General features: G+C 63.3%; 6 protein-coding genes. All 6 read right to left on the bottom strand.

The annotated features are described in order from the left end of the window. Positions 1-5: 5 nt before the first annotated feature. Positions 6-3,155 (bottom strand): non-ribosomal peptide synthetase, encoded by a 3,150-nt coding sequence (locus tag EV586_RS12320; protein ID WP_132945418.1) that lies wholly within the window; start codon positions 3,153-3,155, stop codon positions 6-8. A 14-nt stretch (positions 3,156-3,169) separates the two neighbouring features. Further along, positions 3,170-4,384: an MFS transporter gene (locus EV586_RS12315; RefSeq protein WP_132945417.1), complete on the bottom strand. Its 1,215-nt coding sequence runs from the start codon at positions 4,382-4,384 to the stop codon at positions 3,170-3,172. Positions 4,385-4,451: 67 nt separating this feature from the next. After that, positions 4,452-11,642 carry an amino acid adenylation domain-containing protein gene (locus EV586_RS12310; protein ID WP_132945416.1) on the bottom strand — a complete coding sequence of 2,397 codons (7,191 nt, stop codon included), beginning with the start codon at positions 11,640-11,642 and terminating at the stop codon, positions 4,452-4,454. An 87-nt stretch (positions 11,643-11,729) separates the two neighbouring features. Beyond that, positions 11,730-12,788 carry an HAD-IIIC family phosphatase gene (locus EV586_RS12305; RefSeq protein ID WP_132945415.1) on the bottom strand — a complete coding sequence of 353 codons (1,059 nt, stop codon included), beginning with the start codon at positions 12,786-12,788 and terminating at the stop codon, positions 11,730-11,732. A 31-nt stretch (positions 12,789-12,819) separates the two neighbouring features. Beyond that, positions 12,820-13,056, bottom strand: a complete 237-nt coding sequence (locus tag EV586_RS12300; protein WP_132945414.1) for an acyl carrier protein — start codon at positions 13,054-13,056, stop codon at positions 12,820-12,822. Positions 13,057-13,106: 50 nt separating this feature from the next. Next, entirely contained in the window at positions 13,107-17,570 is a 4,464-nt protein-coding gene (locus tag EV586_RS12295; RefSeq protein WP_132945413.1) for a type I polyketide synthase, read from the bottom strand. Positions 17,571-17,584: the final 14 nt, after the last annotated feature.

Here is a 17,584-nt window from a genome sequence, read left to right as displayed (position 1 = left end):
GCGCTTTATTTTCGCCGATTCGACCGCGCTTGTCTGCGGTCGCGCATCGCTTGCCGCGTATCGGCGCGGTTTTTGCCTGCATCGACGACGTTTTCTTCGTTCGAGCCGGTGATGAACTGCGCCAGCGAGCGCACCGTCGGGTATTGGAACAGCTGGACGACCGCGAGCTGGTGCCCGAGCTCGGCCAGACGGCTGTGGATCTGGACGACGAGGATCGACTGGCCGCCCAGTTCGAAAAAGTTGTCGTTGACGCCAACTTTCTCCACGTTCAGATACTCCTGCCAGATGCCGGCGATCTGCTTCTCCAGCGGCGTCGAAGGCGCGACATATGCTGTGCTCAGCTCCGGGCGATCGCCTTCCGGGAGCGGCAAGGCGTTGCGGTCGACTTTGCCGTTCGGCGTCAACGGCAGCTGGTCGAGGAAGATGTACAGCGCAGGCACCATGTACTCCGGCAGCCCGTCCTGCAGCCAGAGCCTGAGGTCGCCGCTCGTCGGCGCCTGACCATCGCTTACGATGTAGGCGGCCAGCACGCGATTGTCGGGCGCTGTGACGACCGCTTCCCGCACGTTCGGATGCTGAGCGAGCCGCGTTTCGATCTCGCCAAGCTCGATGCGGAAGCCGCGCAGCTTGACCTGATGGTCGAGGCGGCCGAGGTATTTGACCGTGCCATCCGCGTTCCAGGCGGCAAGGTCGCCCGTCTTATACAGGCGGCCCTCGCCAAACGGGTTCCGGATGAAACGCTCGGCGGTCAGCTCCTCGCGGCCTAGGTAGCCGCGCGACACGCCTGCCCCGCCGATGTGCAGCTCACCGGCCACGCCGACCGGCACCGGCTGCAATTGCTGGTCGAGGATGTACAGCCCGGTGTTGGCGATCGGACGGCCGAGCGGGATCGGCACGGTCGCGTCCTGCACTTCGTGCACGGTCGCCCAGACGGTCGCTTCGGTCGGCCCGTACATGTTGAACAGGCGGGCGCCGAGCTCGCTTTTGACCGTTTGGGCCAATGCAGCCGGCATCGCTTCACCGCCGAGCAGGATCTTTTGCAAACCTTGCAGCCCCGGGCGGGCCGCTGCGTTGGCGAGCATCATGCCCATCAGTGACGGTGTGCACTGCAGCATCGTCACACCCGGCTGCAAGTTGGCGCTCAACACATCCGCTTCGGTGTGCAGAACGACTTGACAGCCGTTCGCCAGCGTCCAGAACAGCTCCAGCACGGAGATGTCAAAGCCGATCGACGTCACGGCAGCAATGCTGTCCCCCGCTTTGCAGCCGATCGTTTCGTCCATTCCGGCGAAGAAGTTGACGACGTTGCTGTGCTGCACCATCACGCCTTTGGGCTTGCCGGTCGAGCCGGAGGTGAAAATGACGTACGCGGTGTTGTCCGGGCCGGCCGGACAGTGCGGCGCGATATCGGTGCCGACCGCGGCAGCTTCGGCGACCCGCTCGCGGGTCAGCACGACTTGCACCCCGGCGTCTTCCGTCATGAAGGCGAGGCGCTCTGCCGGATAGGTCGGGTCGAGCGGCAGGTAGGCGCCGCCCGCCTTCAGAACGCCCAGCATGGCGATGATCATTTCCAAGGACCGCTCCATGCGGATGCCGACAATCCCTTCCGCACCGATGCCCTGCTCCTGCAAGCGATGCGCCATAGTGTTGGCGCGGGCGTTCAGTTCGCGGAAGGTCAGCGCTGCACCGGCACATTCCACCGCCGTCGCATCGGGCGTTCGTGCTGCTTGCTCCGCGATCAGCTCGTGGATCAGCCCATCTTCGCGATACGGCGCTGCCGTCTCGTTCCACCCGGTGAGCAGTTGGGTCCGCTCCGCCGCATCGAGCAGCGGCAAGGTGCCGATCTTCGCAGCCGGGTCGGCCGCGATGGCACGGAGCAGGTTTTGGAAATGGCGCATCATCCGCTCAGCCGTCTCTGTGCGGAACAGATCGGTGCTGTATTCGATCGTGCCGTAAATCCCGTTCTCTTTCTCAGTCAGGTACAGCGTCAGGTCGAATTTGGATGTGCCCGTGTCGACCTGCACCGTCTCCATCGTCACGCCCGGCAGGTCCGCCTCGGCGCTGGGCGCGTTTTGCAGGATGAACATCACTTGGAACAACGGCGTGCGGCTCAAGTCGCGCGCCTGCGACACTTCTTCGACAAGCCGCTCAAACGGCACGTCCTGATGCGCATACGCTCCGAACGCAGAATCGCGCACCCGGCCCAGCACGTCGACAAACGTCGGGTCGCCCGACAGGTCGGCGCGGATCGCCAGCGTGTTCAAAAACAGACCGATCAGCCCTTCAAGCTCCTCGCGCGTCCGGCCGGCGATCGGAGTGCCGACGATCAGGTCATTCTGCCCCGTATAGCGATGGAGCAAAACGTTGAACGCTGCCAGCAAGGTCATGAACAAGGACACGCCTTCCTGCAGCGAGACTTCCTTCAAGCGGTCGGTCAGCTCTTTGTCCAAGAAGAACTCCCGGAATGTCCCTTTCAGCGTCTGCACAGCCGGGCGGGCGAAATCGGTCGGCAGATCGAGCACGGGGAGCGGCCCCTGCAGCTTGTCCTGCCAATAAGCGAGCTGCTGGTCGAGCACGCCTGATGTGAGGTACTCTTTTTGCCAGTTCGCATAGTCGGCGTATTGGATCGGCAGCTCGGGCAGCGGGTCGGGCTCGCCGTGAAGCAGGGCGCGGTAATAGGCCCCCATCTCCCTGATCAGCACGCCCATCGACCAGCCGTCGGCGATGATGTGGTGCAAGGTCACGAGCAGCACATGCTCCTCGGCGCCCAGCTTCAACAGCGTGGTGCGCAGAAGCGGCGCGATCTGCAGGTCGAACGGGGTGCGTGCCTCAGCCAGGGCCAGCCGCTGCACTTCCGCGTCCTGCGCTTCGCCCTGAAGGTGGCTGACATCGACCAGCGGGACAGCCAGTTCGGCCGACGGGTCGATCACCTGCATCAGCTCGCCGTCCACTTCCCGAAACGAAGTGTGCAGCGTTTCATGGCGCCTTGCAACGGCAGCCAACGCATCGGCGAGCGCCAGCAGATCCAGCGCCCCGCGCATGCGGACCGCACCGGTGATGTTGTAGGCGGCGCCGTCCTGAACAAATTTATCGAGAAACCACATTCGCTGTTGCGCATAGGACAGCGGGAACAGGTAAACGCCCGTAGAGGTCATCGTGCATCGTCTCCTTACGCGGCCGTATTATTCGGCGGTTTTTTAGAAGTGTGGGCGGCCGTTCTCCAGACTGCCCAGAGGACTGCCGCGATGACGGCGCCCTGGCAGACCCAGATCGTCTGCGGCATGGTCAGGCCTTTCATCAGCAAGGGCACCAGCAGGAAGCCGCTGGCAAATCCCAAGCGGTTGAGCAGTGCGGAGACGCCAAACACGCGCCCCCGCACCGCATTGTCAGACTGCTGCATCAGCACGTTAAACGTCGTGCCGCATACCGCTTCGCTCACCCCGACCAGAAAGACGACCGGGAAGATCAGCCACGGATTTTCACTGGATAAAAAGGTGATAAAGCCGAGTCCGGCGAGCACGGCCGTCCCGTAGTAAAAGCCGTAAAGGTGCTTTTTAATCAGCTCGAGCTTGACGATCAAGAAGGTGGCAGCGACGCTCCCGATCCCCCACGTGCCCCAGATGAAACCGTAGATCTTCGCCTGCGCCGCCGGGTCAAGGGCGGCTGCCAACAGCGGAATGCCGACGTTGTGCCCGCTCGCACCGGCCGTCTGGACGAGATAGACGCCAAAAACGGTCAGCAGCAGCGGCTTCAGCCAGAGGTAGCGCTTGACTTCGCGCAAGTCTTCGAGGATCGACGCGAGCTTGCCTTTGGCCGGCACTGCGGGCCGCGGCGGGCGGCTCGTGCGCTCCCATTTCATCAGCAGCAGCGCGACGCCGGAGAGGACGAACGACAAGGCGTCGACCGCCAGCACCGTCGTGAAGCCAAATTTCTCCGTGACGATGCCCGATGAGAAGAAGCCGATGACCATGGCGATCGAGCTCAGGCGCATGATCAAGGCGTTGACTTCCAGCACTTTGTCTTCACCGAAGATCTGCGGGACTTCGGCGCTGAACGCGACTTGGAAGAACGTCGCGAGGAAGCCGATCAGAAACGAGATGATGAGGATCATCACCGGGGTGGGAAAAGCGATGATCAGCAAAAGCAGCGCCGCGCGGGCAAAGTCGGTGAACAGCATGATCTTCTTGCGGTCAAAGCGGTCGGCCAGCACGCCCGAATACAGCGAGGCGAGCAGGCCGCCCAACACGCGGATCCCGAGGCACGCCGACAGCCACAGCGTGTTGCCACCGGTGAGCGAGATCATCAGCGAGTTGACCACGATCATGTCCATCATCGTACCGAGATGGGAAAACGCGTTGACATAGAGGTAAAAGGTGCGGTTCATCGCGCGCCGCCCAGTTTCAGGCTGTACGGGCGAACCGCGAGATGATCTGCGTGCAACGAGTGGTGCATCAGGCTTCCCCCTTCACGCCAAGAGCCGTTTGCAAGGCTTGGGCAATATGAAGTACATTCGGCGGCTGCAGCAAGGTGAAATGGTCGCCTTGTACCGCTTCCGCATACAGCGTGCCTTGCACGACCTGCTGCCAGCCGGAGACGCTCGCGCTGTCCGCCGCGTGCAGGAGCAGGACATCGCCTTGGTACGGAGCCGCCTGATACGCGGCGTAGGCGAGCCGGTTGGCGCGGAACACGCGGTAGAGGCGGAGCAGCTGCTCCACGCTGACATCGGCGGGCAGGAGTCCGCTCTGCTTCGCTTGCGGCAGCAGGCGCGGGAGGTCTGCTTCGGAAAGCGTCGCTGCTTCCGCGGCAAAAGCGGACACATCTGCGCCCGCCAAGCCTGCACTGTCGGTGAAGAAGGCGGCGAGCAGCACGCTTTCCTCCGCGTCCTTCTGCAGGAGCTCGGCGTACGAATCGAACAGCACGAGCTGTTCGACAGCCTCACCTGCCGCTTGCAGACGGCGCGCCATCTCCAGCGCGATGACGCCGCCAAACGACCAGCCGCCGAGGCGGTACGGGCCGTGCGCCTGCACCGTGCGGATCTCGGCGACGTATTGCTCCGCCAGCGCTTCCACCGAGCCGGGCAGTTCCTCCCCTGCGAAAAGACCCGGCGCCTGCAGCGCATACGTGGGCTGATCGGGGCCAAGCGCAGCGGCGAGCGACCGGTAGCAGAACACGCTGCCGCCGATCGGGTGGACGAGGAACAGCGGCGTCTGCGTGCCCTGCGGCTGCAGCGGCACCAGCCTGCCGTTCCCCGCTGTACCTCCTTGCAGCAGCTCTTCGGCCAACGCTTCCACCGTTGGGCTGTGGAACAGGGCGGACATCGGGAGCATCTTGCCGAAAGCTGCCTCGATCCGCGCCAGCAGGCGCACCGCCAGCAGCGAGTGACCGCCGAGCTCAAAGAAGTTGTCTCCTGCTCCGACATCCCCTGTGGACAACAGCTCCTGCCAGATGTGGGCCAATGTCGCCTCCGTTTCATTGCGCGGGGCGATATACGCCCGTTCGCGCACGAGGCTCAACACAGGCGCCGGAAGGGATGAGCTGTCGACTTTGCCGTTTGGCGTCAATGGCAATTTGTCCAACAGCACGAAGGCGGACGGGATCATGTATTCCGGCAAGCGGTCTTTGAGCTGCGCGCGCAGGCCGCTCGCGGTGAGATCATGGCCGCCTTGGGCCACATAGGCGACGAGGCGTTTGTCGCCGGCGCTGTCTTCGCGCACCTGCACGTACGCCGCCTGCACGAGGGGATGTGTCAGCAGAGCTGCTTCGATCTCCCCCTGCTCGATGCGGAACCCGCGCACTTTGATCTGGCGGTCGATGCGGCCGAGGTATTCGAGGTTCCCGTCGGCCAGCCAGCGCACCGCGTCACCCGTCGCGTACATGCGGGCGGCCGGGTCGCCCGCGAACGGATGTGGAATGAATTTCTCCGCCGTCAGCTCCGCCTGTCCCAGATATCCGCGCGCCAAGCCGTCACCGCTCAGGTAGAGCTGCCCCGGCACGCCGATCGGCACGAGGTGCAGATGCTGATCCAGCACATAGCCTTGCGTGTTGGCGAGGGGACGGCCGATCAGCGGCGCCGTCTCGGCCTGCTTGTCGATCCGCGCGTATGTCGAGTAGGTGGTGTCTTCCGATGGGCCGTACAAGTTGTACACGTTTTCCACCGTGCCGAGCGCATACAGCTGCTGCACGAGGTGAAGCGGCAGCGCTTCACCGGCGAGGTTGACGGTGCGCACGCCGGCCGGCACCGCGTTCATGCGCAGCAGCTCGGCGATCGCCGACGGCACGGTGTTGAGCAGCGTCACTTCGTTTTGAGCCGGCAGTTCAGGCAGATACAAAGCATTTTCGGCAAGGATCACCTTACCCCCTGCCGCCAGCGTCGCAAAGATCTCATAAACGGAGAGATCGAAGCAGATCGACGTCGAGAACAGCACGCCTTGCCAGTCCTGCGCCTCGTATTCGGCAAGCGCCCACTGCACCATCGTTGCGGCGCTGCGATGCTCGATGGCGACGCCTTTCGGACGCCCGGTCGAGCCGGAGGTGTAGATGATGTACGCGAGGTGGTTCGCCTGCGCGGATGCTGCCGGGTTCTCCTGCCTGCCAGCGTCCGCCAGCGGCAGATACAAAGCCGGCACTCCGGTGTCCGGAAGCCCGGCATGCAGGTGTTCTGCCGTCAGCAGCACCGCCAGTTTGGCATCTTCCATCGTGTACAGCACGCGCTCCTGCGGATAGTTCGGATCGAGCGGCACATACGCCCCGCCCGCCTTCAGCACGCCGAGCAAGCCGATCAAGAGCTCCGCCCGGCGCTCCATGTACACGCCGACCAGCGTCTCCGGGCCGACGCCCATCTGCTGCAGGCGGTGTGCGACAGCGTTGGCGCGCTCGTTCAGCTCGCGATAGGTCAGGCGGTCTTCACCGTCGACGAGCGCCGTCGCCTGCGGCTGTCTGGCAGCCTGCTCTTCAAAGAACTGGTGCAGGCAGACCTCTTGACGGAACGCTTGCGCCGTGTCGTTAAACTCGCCCAGCAGGCGCGCCCGCTCCGCCGGCGGCAAGAACGGAACTTCGCCGACCGGTGCGTCAGGCGCTGCAGTCAACGCTTGCAGGAGCAAGGTATAATGCTCCGCCATGCGTGCGATCGTCGCATCGTCAAACAGGTCGGTCGCATACTCGAAGTGCGCGTCCAGCCCGTGTTCCTGTTCTGCCACATACAAGGACAGGTCGCATTTGCTGCCCCCGGTGTCGAGCACGATGCTTTCGGCGGTAATCCCTGCGAAGGAAGCGGTCGACTGCGGCATGTTCTGCATCGAGAACAGCACTTGGAACAGCGGCGTATGGCTCATGCTCCGCTTCGGCTGCAGCTCCTCGACCAGCTTTTCAAACGGCACGTCAGGGTGCGTGTAAGCGTCGAGCGCCGCTTGTTTGACCCGCGTGAGCAGCTCGCCAAACGTCGGCGCGCCGGACAGGTCGGTGCGCACGACCAGCGTGTTGACGAACAAGCCGATCAAGCGCTCGAACTCGCTGCGGTTGCGTCCGGCGATCGGGGTGCCGACCAGCAGATCGGTCTGCCCGGTGTAACGGTGCAGCAGCACGTTGAACGCCGCCAGCAGCACCATGTGCAGCGTGATGCCCTGTTCGCGCCACGCCGCCTGACGCAACCCTTCAGCGATAGCACCCGGCAAGGCAATACGGTAAGTGGCACCATGCCCGCTGCGCATCGCCGGACGAGGACGATCGGCCGGCAGCTCCAGCACAGGCAGGTCGCCGCCGAGCGCCTGTTTCCAATAGGCGAGCTGCTCCTCGATGCCGCCGCTGCTCATCCACTCGTGCTGCCAGCGTGCATAGTCGTGGTACTGCAAAGGCAGCTCCGGCAACGCTTCTCCTGCATACAGCGCGCAAAGCTCGTCGACCAGCAATTGGTTCGACCAGCCGTCGGTGATGATGTGGTGCATCGTGAGGACACAGACATGTTCAGCAGGGCCGAGGCGCAGCAGGACGGTGCGCAGCAGGGCGTCTTTTTCCAGATCGAAGGGACGCTCCGCCTCCGCGCGGATCAAACGCTCCGCTTCCTGCTCCCGCGCAGCTGCCGGGAGATCGGTCAGGTCATAGACCGGCAGTTCCTGCTCAGCCGCCCCGCGGATCACCAGCTCCGCTTCGCCGTTTCGCTCGCGGAAGTTGGCGCGCAGAGACTGATGTCGTTCCACGACGCCGCTCAAAGCAATCCGCAGTCGCTCGACATCGAGCGCACCTTGCATGCGGATGGCGGAGGACAGCGAATAGGCGGTCGAGGCGGGCATCAGCCGGTCGAGCAGCCAGAGCCGGTTTTGCGCGAAAGACAGCAGCTGCGGTGCATCCGGCTGCGGAAGGATCAACTCTTCAGGAGCTGCTGTTCCCCGCGTCTCAATCCAGGCGGCCACACCGGCCGGCGTCGGATTCTCGAACAGTTCGCGCAGCGGGATCTCCGCGCCGAATGCGCGGTTCAGGCGGGAGATGACCTGCGTGGCGAGCAGCGAATGCCCGCCGAGATCGAAGAAGTTGTCCTGCATGCCCACGTTCGGCACGCGGAGCACTTCGCTCCAGATCTGGGCCACGCTTGCTTCCGCAGCGGTGCGCGGCGCCACATATGTCGTCTCGTCCAGCTGCGACCAGTCGGGCGCAGGCAGCCCGAGGCGATTGATCTTGCCGCTCGGTGTGAGCGGCATCGTCGCCAGAAACATCGCAAATGTCGGCACCATGTAGTCAGGCAGGCGCTCCAAGAGCCACCCTTTCACGTCCGCATACGGAACGGGAGCCGCTTCCGGCACGATATACGCGACCAGGCGTTTGTCGACAGCGATCACCGCCGCCTCCCGCACCTGCGGATGCTGGCGGACGACCGCTTCCACTTCGCCGAGCTCGACGCGGAACCCGCGAATCTTCACCTGATGGTCGGCGCGGCCGATGTATTCGAGCGTCCCGTCGGGCAGCCAGCGGCAGAGGTCGCCCGACTTGTAGAGGCGCGCGCCCGGTTCACTGCGGAACGGATGCTGGATAAAGCGTTCTTCGGTCAGGTCGGGCCGCCCCAGATAGCCGTCCGCCAGCGGAGTGCCGCCGATGTACAGCTCGCCGTGCACGCCGACCGGAACGGGGCGCAGACGCTTGTCCAGCACATAGATCTCAGCATTGGCGATCGGCTTGCCGATCGATGGCAAGGCCGGCCACCGGGCCGGATCATCCTGCAGGGTGTACGAGGTGACGACATGGCTTTCGGTCGGGCCGTACTGGTTGTAGACGACGACGCCTGCCATGCCGGACAGCCAGCTGACGATATGACGGGTGATCTGCAACTGCTCGCCGGCCGTGACCAGCTCGCGCAGTTGCGGCATGGCGGTCGACGTTTCGGCCGCTTCGGCGAGGTGTTGCATAGCGATAAAGGCCATGAAGGCGCGCTCGATCTTCTCGTCGGCGAGATAGCGCAGGAGCTTGTGCGAATCGCGGCGCGTCGCTTCGTCCAGCACGTACAGCGTGCCGCCGGAAGCCAAGGTCGAAAACACCTCTTGAAACGCCGCGTCGAAGTTGATCGAATAAAACATCGTCGTCCGCCGCGGCCCGCCATACTCAAAATCGTTCAACTGCCAGAGGTGCAGGTTGCACAAGGCGCGGTGCCCCATAGCAACGCCTTTCGGTCGCCCCGTCGAGCCGGACGTGTACAGGAGGAACGCGAGGTCTAACGGTGTGACCGTCGCCTGCGGGTTCGCTGTGCTGTACGAGTCAAACGCGGACAGGTCGTCCAACAGCACGAGCTCGGCCGCATGCGGCGGCAAGTCGTCGACCAGGCTTTGCTGGGTCAAGATCACCGGCGCCTGCGCGTCTTCGAGCATGAAGGTCAAGCGGTCTTTCGGGTAGGCCGGGTCGAGCGGCAGATACGGCCCGCCCGCTTTCAAAATTGCCAAAAGTCCGACGATCATCTCCGCCGAACGATGCAGGCACAATCCGACGGGCACATTGGCACCGACGCCCAGCTCCCGCAGCCGGTGCGCGACCTGGTTCGCCCGCTCGTTCAGCTCACGGTAGGTATAGATCTCCTGATGAAACACCAGCGCCGCCGCATCGGGCGTGCGCTCCGCCTGCCGTTCAAACAGATGGTGCGTGCACAGGTCGTCTTCCGCATACAGCACGCGGGTGTCGTTCCATGCCGTAAGCACCTGCACCGCTTCCGCAGCGGGCAGCAAGTTCAGCTCGGACAATTGCTGTGCAGGATCGTCGGCGATCGAGGTCAGCAGCGTCTCCAGATGCGCCACCGTGCGCTCGATCGTCGCGCGGTCGAACAGATCGGTGTTGTAGCTGAGCATCCCGCGCAGGCCGGTCTCCGTTTCGGACAGCCAGAGCATCTGGTCGTATTTTACCGCACCCTGGTCGGCCCAGAGCGGTGCGAATCGCAATTCGCCGAGGTCCAGCGTGGCCGAATCGACGTATGGCTGGAGCAAAAAGAGCACTTGAAACAAAGGCGTGTGTCCCATGTTCCGCTCCGGCTGCACCTCTTCGATCACCTTCTCAAACGGCACCTCCTGATGGGCAAACGCGCCCAGCGCCGTTGTTTTCACCTGCTGCAAAAACTCGCGAAACGTCAGGCCGTCGCCAAGCTCGGCGCGCAGCACCAGCGTGTTGACGAAATTGCCGACCGTGTTCTCCAGTTCCGCGCGGTTGCGTCCGGCCACCGCCGTGCCGACCAGAAGCTCCTCTTGGCCGCTGTAGCGGTACAAAAGCGTCTGGTAAGCGGCCAACAGCAGCATGAACAGCGTCACCTGTTCTTCGGCGCAGATCGCCTGCAGGCGGGTCTGCAGCGCGAGCGGGAAGGTGAAGTGCAACAGCGACCCGTTGGTCGTCATCACCGCCGGACGGGGACGGTCGGTCGGCAGTTGCAACACGGGCAACTGGCCGCCGAGCCGCTCTTTCCAGTAGCCGAGCTGCTTTTGCCACACTTCTCCGCTGAGCTGTTCGAGCTGCCACTGTGCGTAGTCGGCAAATTGCACGTCCGGCGCCGGCAAGCCGGGCTGTTTGCCTTGCGCCAGCGCATGGTAGCTCATCGCCACTTCGCGCATGATCAGCTCCATCGACCAGCCGTCGGCGATGAGGTGATGCAAGGTCAGCAGCAGCGCAAAGTCAGCCTCGCCAAGATGCAGCAGCGTGCAACGGATCAGCGGATCGCGCGCCAGATCGAACGGCTTGCGCGCCTCAGCGCGGCTGTGCTCGTCGATCACGGCCTCACGCTTCGCGGCCGGCGCCGCGGTCAGATCGAGCACCGGCAGCGGCACGTGCAGTTCGGGGGAGATCACCTGCTTGGGAAGGTCGTCGACCAGCTGGACATTGGTGCGCAGCGCTTCATGGCGCTTGACAACTTCGCTGATCGCCTGCTGCATCGCCTGCACGTCCAGCTTGCCGTACAGCCGCACCGCATACGGAATGTTGTCCGACGCGTCCTCCGGCTGAAACTGATGGAAAAACCACAACCGCTGCTGCCCGAGCGACAGATCGGCCGGACCGTGACCGGAGCGCTTGGGGATGGCTTGTTTGGCCGGGACGCTGAGCTGGCCTTTCAGCCGCTTTTCAAGCAGCGCGCGCTTCTCGGCAGACAGGTTGGATTTGCGGGTTGTAAGATCCTGTTTGATCGACATGCAACATCCTCCAAGAAAAGGAAAAAGAACAAAGCCCCCGCAAGCGTCCGCCTGCGGGGAAAGTTCTGTTCTTCGTTCCTCGCCAATTTAGCCAATCTGTACGTTCACGTATTCCGGGAACGGTTGGATGCGGGTCAGATCGTTTTCGAACACGATCAGATCCCCCTGTTTGTCTACTTCTTTGAAATCGGCAAACTTGTACGTGATGTACATCATCCGGTTGCGGTCGGTCTGCAAAAATTCTGCCTGCAGGCGCTTGCCGGCCTCTTTAGCCGATTGCAGGATATGGTTGATCAGGATCGAGCCGACGCCGCGCGACATGACGCGGCAAGAGAGCAGGAGCAGCTTGATCTTCCAGATCTCCTCGCCCGTCTCGACGAGCGCCAGGCCGATTTTGCCATACGTGCCGTATTTGTCGTTCAGACCGGCGATCAAGAGCAGGTGGTTGTCAGATTTGCGGAATTCATCAAGTTCGTCGTAGTTGTACGTGTAGCCGGTGGTGTTCAGTTGGTTGGTGCGCTGGGTCAGCTCCTCCGCGCGTTTCAAGTCTTCCACCGTCGCCGGAGCGATCGTGAAGGACATGTCGAGCGAAGCAAGAAACTCATCGGTCGGGCCGACAAAGTCATCTTCCACCTTCTTGCGCGCGATGTCCGCCATGTACATCTGGCGGCGCTGTTTGGAATCGTCGGTGATAAAGCGCGGGATCATCACGTCGAGCTCGAGCATACCGTCGAGGCTCAACGCATCGAGGCACAAGACCTGCGGATGGCTGAACGCGACTTCCTCGCGCTCAAACGGCTGGTCGTCGACAAACGCAAACGTGTCGATACCGATGTTGATCAGCTTGGCGATCTGTTCGATCGACGACGCTTTCGAGTTCCAGTTGATCTGCGGATAGAGGAAGTATTCGGCGATGCCGAACTCCTCCAGCTTGCGCATCGCGTCCTCATGGTTGTTCTTCGAGGCGATCGACTGCAGGATGCCGCGGGCATCGAGCTCCTTGATCATGTCGACCACTTCACCTTTCAAAATGACATGCTCGTCTTCGAGCAGAACGCCGTCCCAGACGGTGTTGTCGAGATCCCAGACCACACACTTGATCGTCTTTTTGTCGTCCTTCTTTTTTGTCTTTTGCGTCGCTTCCATGAGTTCTCCTCCTTTGCGAAGACAGCCCTGTTTAGGCTGCCTTCTTTTCTACGAGCGCTGCGATTGCATTGACGGTGCGGAAATTGTCGAGGTCGAGATCTTCGTTCTCGACGCGGATGCCGAATTCGCCTTCGACGAACATCACCATCTGCATCGCAAACAGCGAGTTGACAAAACCGAGGGCGAAGATGTCGTCATCGTCGCTCAGCTCTTGGCTTTTGAAGTGGCGGGACAGAAATTCGCGGATCTTTGCTTTGTTGGTTTCCATGTGGGTAGTACCTCCTGATTATAGTGAAAGTTGGATAGGTCGATGTTCGATTAGTTCTGCTCTTGCAGGCTGGCGATCTCTTCGTCGCTCATCGCTTCGAGCTCAGCGATCATGATGTCTTCGATGACGACCGCCATGTCGGCGACCGTGTTCGCTTCGAACAGGACGCGCAGCGGCAGGTCGACTTGGAAGGTGGTGCGCAGGCGCGATACCACTTGCGTGCCGAGCAGCGAGTTGCCGCCGAGCTGGAAGAAGTTGTCGTGGATGCCGATCTGCTCGATGCCAAGCAGGTCCTGCAGGATCTCCGCGATCATCTCTTCGAGCTCGGTGCCCGGCTCGACGTACGCATTTTTCAAATTCGGGCGCGGGTGACGCGCACCGCTTCCGCCCGCCGTCTGCACAGCGGCAGCGGACGCGCCGCCTTGGTGAATAAATTTCTCGATGCTGCGGTTCAACTCCTGGTTGGAGAGCACCAGCGGCAGTACCGGATCGACCGACAAGGCGCGGTACAGCGCCGTACGCACCTCCGCTTCGTCCAGACGGTCGAAGCCGAGCGTGATCCATGGCGTGTCGCTGTCCTCGTTGATCTGCGCCACCCAGGCATCCATGTACAGGTGACCGGCAGCAGGGCCGACAAAGCCCCATCCGCCGAGCACCGCCGCCAGGGTCGACGCCGTGAACACGAAGTCGAGGCTCATGCCTTCCAGCGCCGCGTGCAGCGCGTGCAGGCCATGGACGCGGCCTTGGAAGTGCTGGCCGAGATCCGCTTCTGAAGCCTCGGCGATCACGGAGATCGTGTCCGGGCCGGCGTCTGCCGCCGCATGCAGGACGCCGTGCAGCACGCCCCACTTGGCGATGGTGGCGGCCACCGCCTGTTTCATCGCGTCAGCATCGGCCACATCGCCTTGCAGGAGCAGCACGTCCGCGCCTGCCGCCTGCAGCTTCTGCACCGCTTCCTCACGGCCGGCAGCGCCGGTGCGGGTCACGATGGCCAACTTGACGTTTGGCGTCGCAGCGACCGCTTGGGCGATGCTTTGCCCGAGCAGTCCGAGGCCGGCCAGCAAGTAGACACCGCCTTCGCGCAGGCGCGGCTGCTCCGGCAGAGCCGCTTTTTCATACGCCTGCGTCCAGCGCTGCGCCCCGCGGTAGGCGGTCAGTCGCACGTCCGGCTGCTGTTGCAAGTCGAGCGCCAGCGCATCGAGCAGGCGCGCTTCCGCTTTCGAGCCCGGCTGCGGGAGCAGAATGTCGTAAGCGCGGGTGCCCACATTCGGCACCTCTTGCGGCAGCACGCGCAGCGGCGACAGCAACGTCGCTTTCGCCGGGAGCGTTTCGTCGCGGCTTTCGATTCCAAACAGGCCGTTGGTGATCACGGCAAGCTCGACCCGTTCGGCCGGCTCCAGCTGCGCCAACGCTTTCCCGATGCTGAGCAGCGAGAACAGCCCGCTCTGCTGCGCTTCCTCAAAAGTCGGCTCGGCTGCCGTCAAGCTCCACAGGTGCACGATGTGCGTCGGGAGGCTTTCCGCTGTCAGGCGGCTTTCGAAGTCGGTGAGCGACGAGAGAGTCTGCACCGCATGGCCGGCCGCTTGCAGGCGAGAGACCAGTCCGGCGGTGAACGGCGTATCGTCGCCGAGCACCAGCAGGCGTTTTGCTTCCCCTGCTGCTGCGTCCTCGGCGGTCAGCGGCAGCGCCTGCTTCCAGACCGGAGTGTAGAAGCGCTCTGCCACCGGAGGCAGAACATCGGCCTGCTGAGGCGTTTCGATGACGGCGGTCGGAGCGGCAACTGTCGCCGCCGAGCCGTCGATCCAATAGCGCTGGCGGTCCCAGCCGTAGGTCGGGAGCGGCACGCGCAGGCGGTCTTCCTGTTCATTGCGCTTGGCAAAATCGACTTCGACGCCAGACAGCCACAGGTTCGCTACCGTGTTCAACAGGAACGCCGTGTCCGACTGCCCGTCGTAGGAAGCGCGGATCGTCGGCAGCGCGGTCAAATTGCCCTTCGCCTGCAGGGCGAACGAGGAGAGCGTAGTGCCCGGACCGACCTCGATCAGGGCCAGCGCGTCATCCTGTGCCAGTTCGGCGATGCCTTCCGCAAAGCGCACCGTCTGGCAGAGATGCTTGGCCCAGTAAGCCGGATCGACCGCTTCCTGCTCGGTGATCCACGTGCCGGTCACGTTGGAGATGAATGGAATCTCCGGCGCCTGTATCTGGAAGGAAGCGATCAGCGCCTGGAACTCCTCGGCGATCGGCTCCATCATCTTGGAGTGGAACGCGTGCGTCGAAGCGACGCGGATCGAGGAGAGGCCTTGCGCCCGCAAGCTCAGTTCCAGCGCGGCCACCGCTTCTTCCGGGCCGGAGACGACGAGGTGCTCCGGCGTGTTGATCGTGGCGATCTGCAAGTCAGCGCCGAGCAGCGGAGCCACCTTTTCTGCCGACAGCGGCACGGCGAGCATCGCCCCGCCCGGGAGCTTGGCGATCAGTTGGGCGCGCTTGGCGACGAGCTGCAAGGCATCGTCGAGCTCGAAGACGCCGGCGACGGTCGCCGCCACGTATTCGCCGAGCGAGTAGCCGATCAGGGAAGACGGCGTGATGCCCCAGTCGATCAGCAGCTGGGCCAGCGCATATTCCACGGCGAACACCGTCGGGTGCAAGTATTCGGTCTTGGTCAGCTCCTGCGACGCGGCGTCCGGGGCGGACGCGTCGCGGCGCAGCATCTGGCGCAAGTCGATCCCCTGCTTCGGGGCCGCGCTTGCGGCGGCAGCTCCGGCCGGGAACAGCACGTCGCGCAGGTTGCGGCCGACGAGCGGCTGCAACTTGTCAAAGCAGACGTCGAGCTGCTCCTGGAACACCGGCTCCGTCTCGTACAGCTCTTTGACCATGTTCACATACTGATCGCCGACGCCCGGGAACAGGAACGCCACCTGGCGGTTCTCCACCTCGTTGACCGCGCTGAGCAGACGCCGCGGATCGCGCGTCGCCAGCGCCTGCGCAGCGTCTGCCGCATCGGCTGCCACCAGGGCGCGGCGGTGATTGAACGCCTTGCGCCCAACTTGCAAGGTGTGCGCCACATCGGCGAACGCTTGCTCGGGGTGTTGTTGCAGATGGTCTTTCAGGTTGTCGGTCATCAGTTCCAAGGAGCGCTCGCTTTTCGCCGAGAGGATCACCAGCTGGCTTTTGCGCTTGGTCGGGCCGCTCGTGCGCTCCGGGAACTCTTCGAGCACCACGTGCGCGTTCGTGCCGCCGATGCCAAAGGAGGAAACGCCGGCGCGGCGCGGCGTGTCGCCTGCCGCCCAGTGCTTCAGCTCGGTGTTCACATAGAACGGGCCGTTGTCCCAGTCGTCAAACTTCGGGTTCGGCTCATGGAAGTGCAGGCTCGGCACCAGTTCTTTGTGCTTGAGCTGGTAGATCGTTTTGATCAGGCCGGTCACACCGGCGGCCGAATCGGTGTGGCCGACGTTCGTTTTGACCGAGCCGAGGGCGCAGAATTTCGCTTCGTCGGTCGCATCGCGGTAGACCTGCGTCAAAGCCGCGACTTCGATCGGGTCGCCCAGCTCCGTCGCCGTACCGTGCGTCTCGACATAGGAGATCGTGTCCGCCTCGACGTTGGCGATCGCCAACGCTTCGGAGATCGCCGCCGACTGGCCGTTGATGCTCGGCGCGGTGTAGCCGACCTTCTGCTCGCCGTCGTTGTTGACCGCCGATCCTTTGATCACGGCGTAGATCGTGTCGCCGTCGGCGATCGCGTCTTCGATCCGCTTCAGCACGACGACGCCGACGCCTGAGCCTTGCGTGCTGCCTTGGGCGTCTTTGTCAAACGCGCGGCAGTGGCCGTCGGGCGACATCACGCTGCCTTTGGTGTACAGGTAGCCCGTCTTCGGATGGATCACCGACACGCCACCGGCCAGCGCCATGTCGCACTCGCCGTTCAGCAAAGCCTGTGTCGCCATGTGCACGGCGACGAGCGACGTGGAGCAGGCGGTCTGGACGTTGACGCTCGCCCCTTTCAAGTTCAGCTTGTAAGAGACACGAGTGGTCAGAAAGTCTTTCTCATTGCCCATCATCACCTGCAGTTCGCCAACGTTGGCCACCGCAGCGCGGTTGGGCAGCAGGTTCAGAAGCAGATAGCGGTTCATCGCCTGGCCGCCGTAGACGGAGATCGCGCCCGGATACGCATCCGGGTTGACCCCGGCGTTCTCCAGCGCTTCCCAGCACGCTTCGAGGAAGAAGCGGTGGTTCGGGTCGAGGATCTCCGCCTCGCGCGGGTTGAAGCCGAAGAAGCCGGCGTCAAACTGGTCGACGCCCTTCAGCAGCGCAGCCGCCTTCACGTAGTTCGGATCGCCGATCACCGCCGGATCATGCCCGGCTGCGATCAGCTCTTCGTCGGTAAAAAACGAGATCAATTCATGGCCTTGGCGCAGATGTTCCCAGAACTCATCGAGGTTGTTCGAATCCGGGTAGCGTCCGGCGAGGCCGACGACCGCAATCTCGTCGACGCGGTCAGAAAAATCCCCATAACTCATGATGCAAAAGCCCC

Source organism: Tumebacillus sp. BK434 (genome assembly GCF_004340785.1).
Lineage (GTDB): Bacteria > Bacillota > Bacilli > Tumebacillales > Tumebacillaceae > Tumebacillus_A.
Note: the sequence above shows the minus strand (reverse complement) of the source record. Positions and strands in the feature narration are given on the sequence as shown.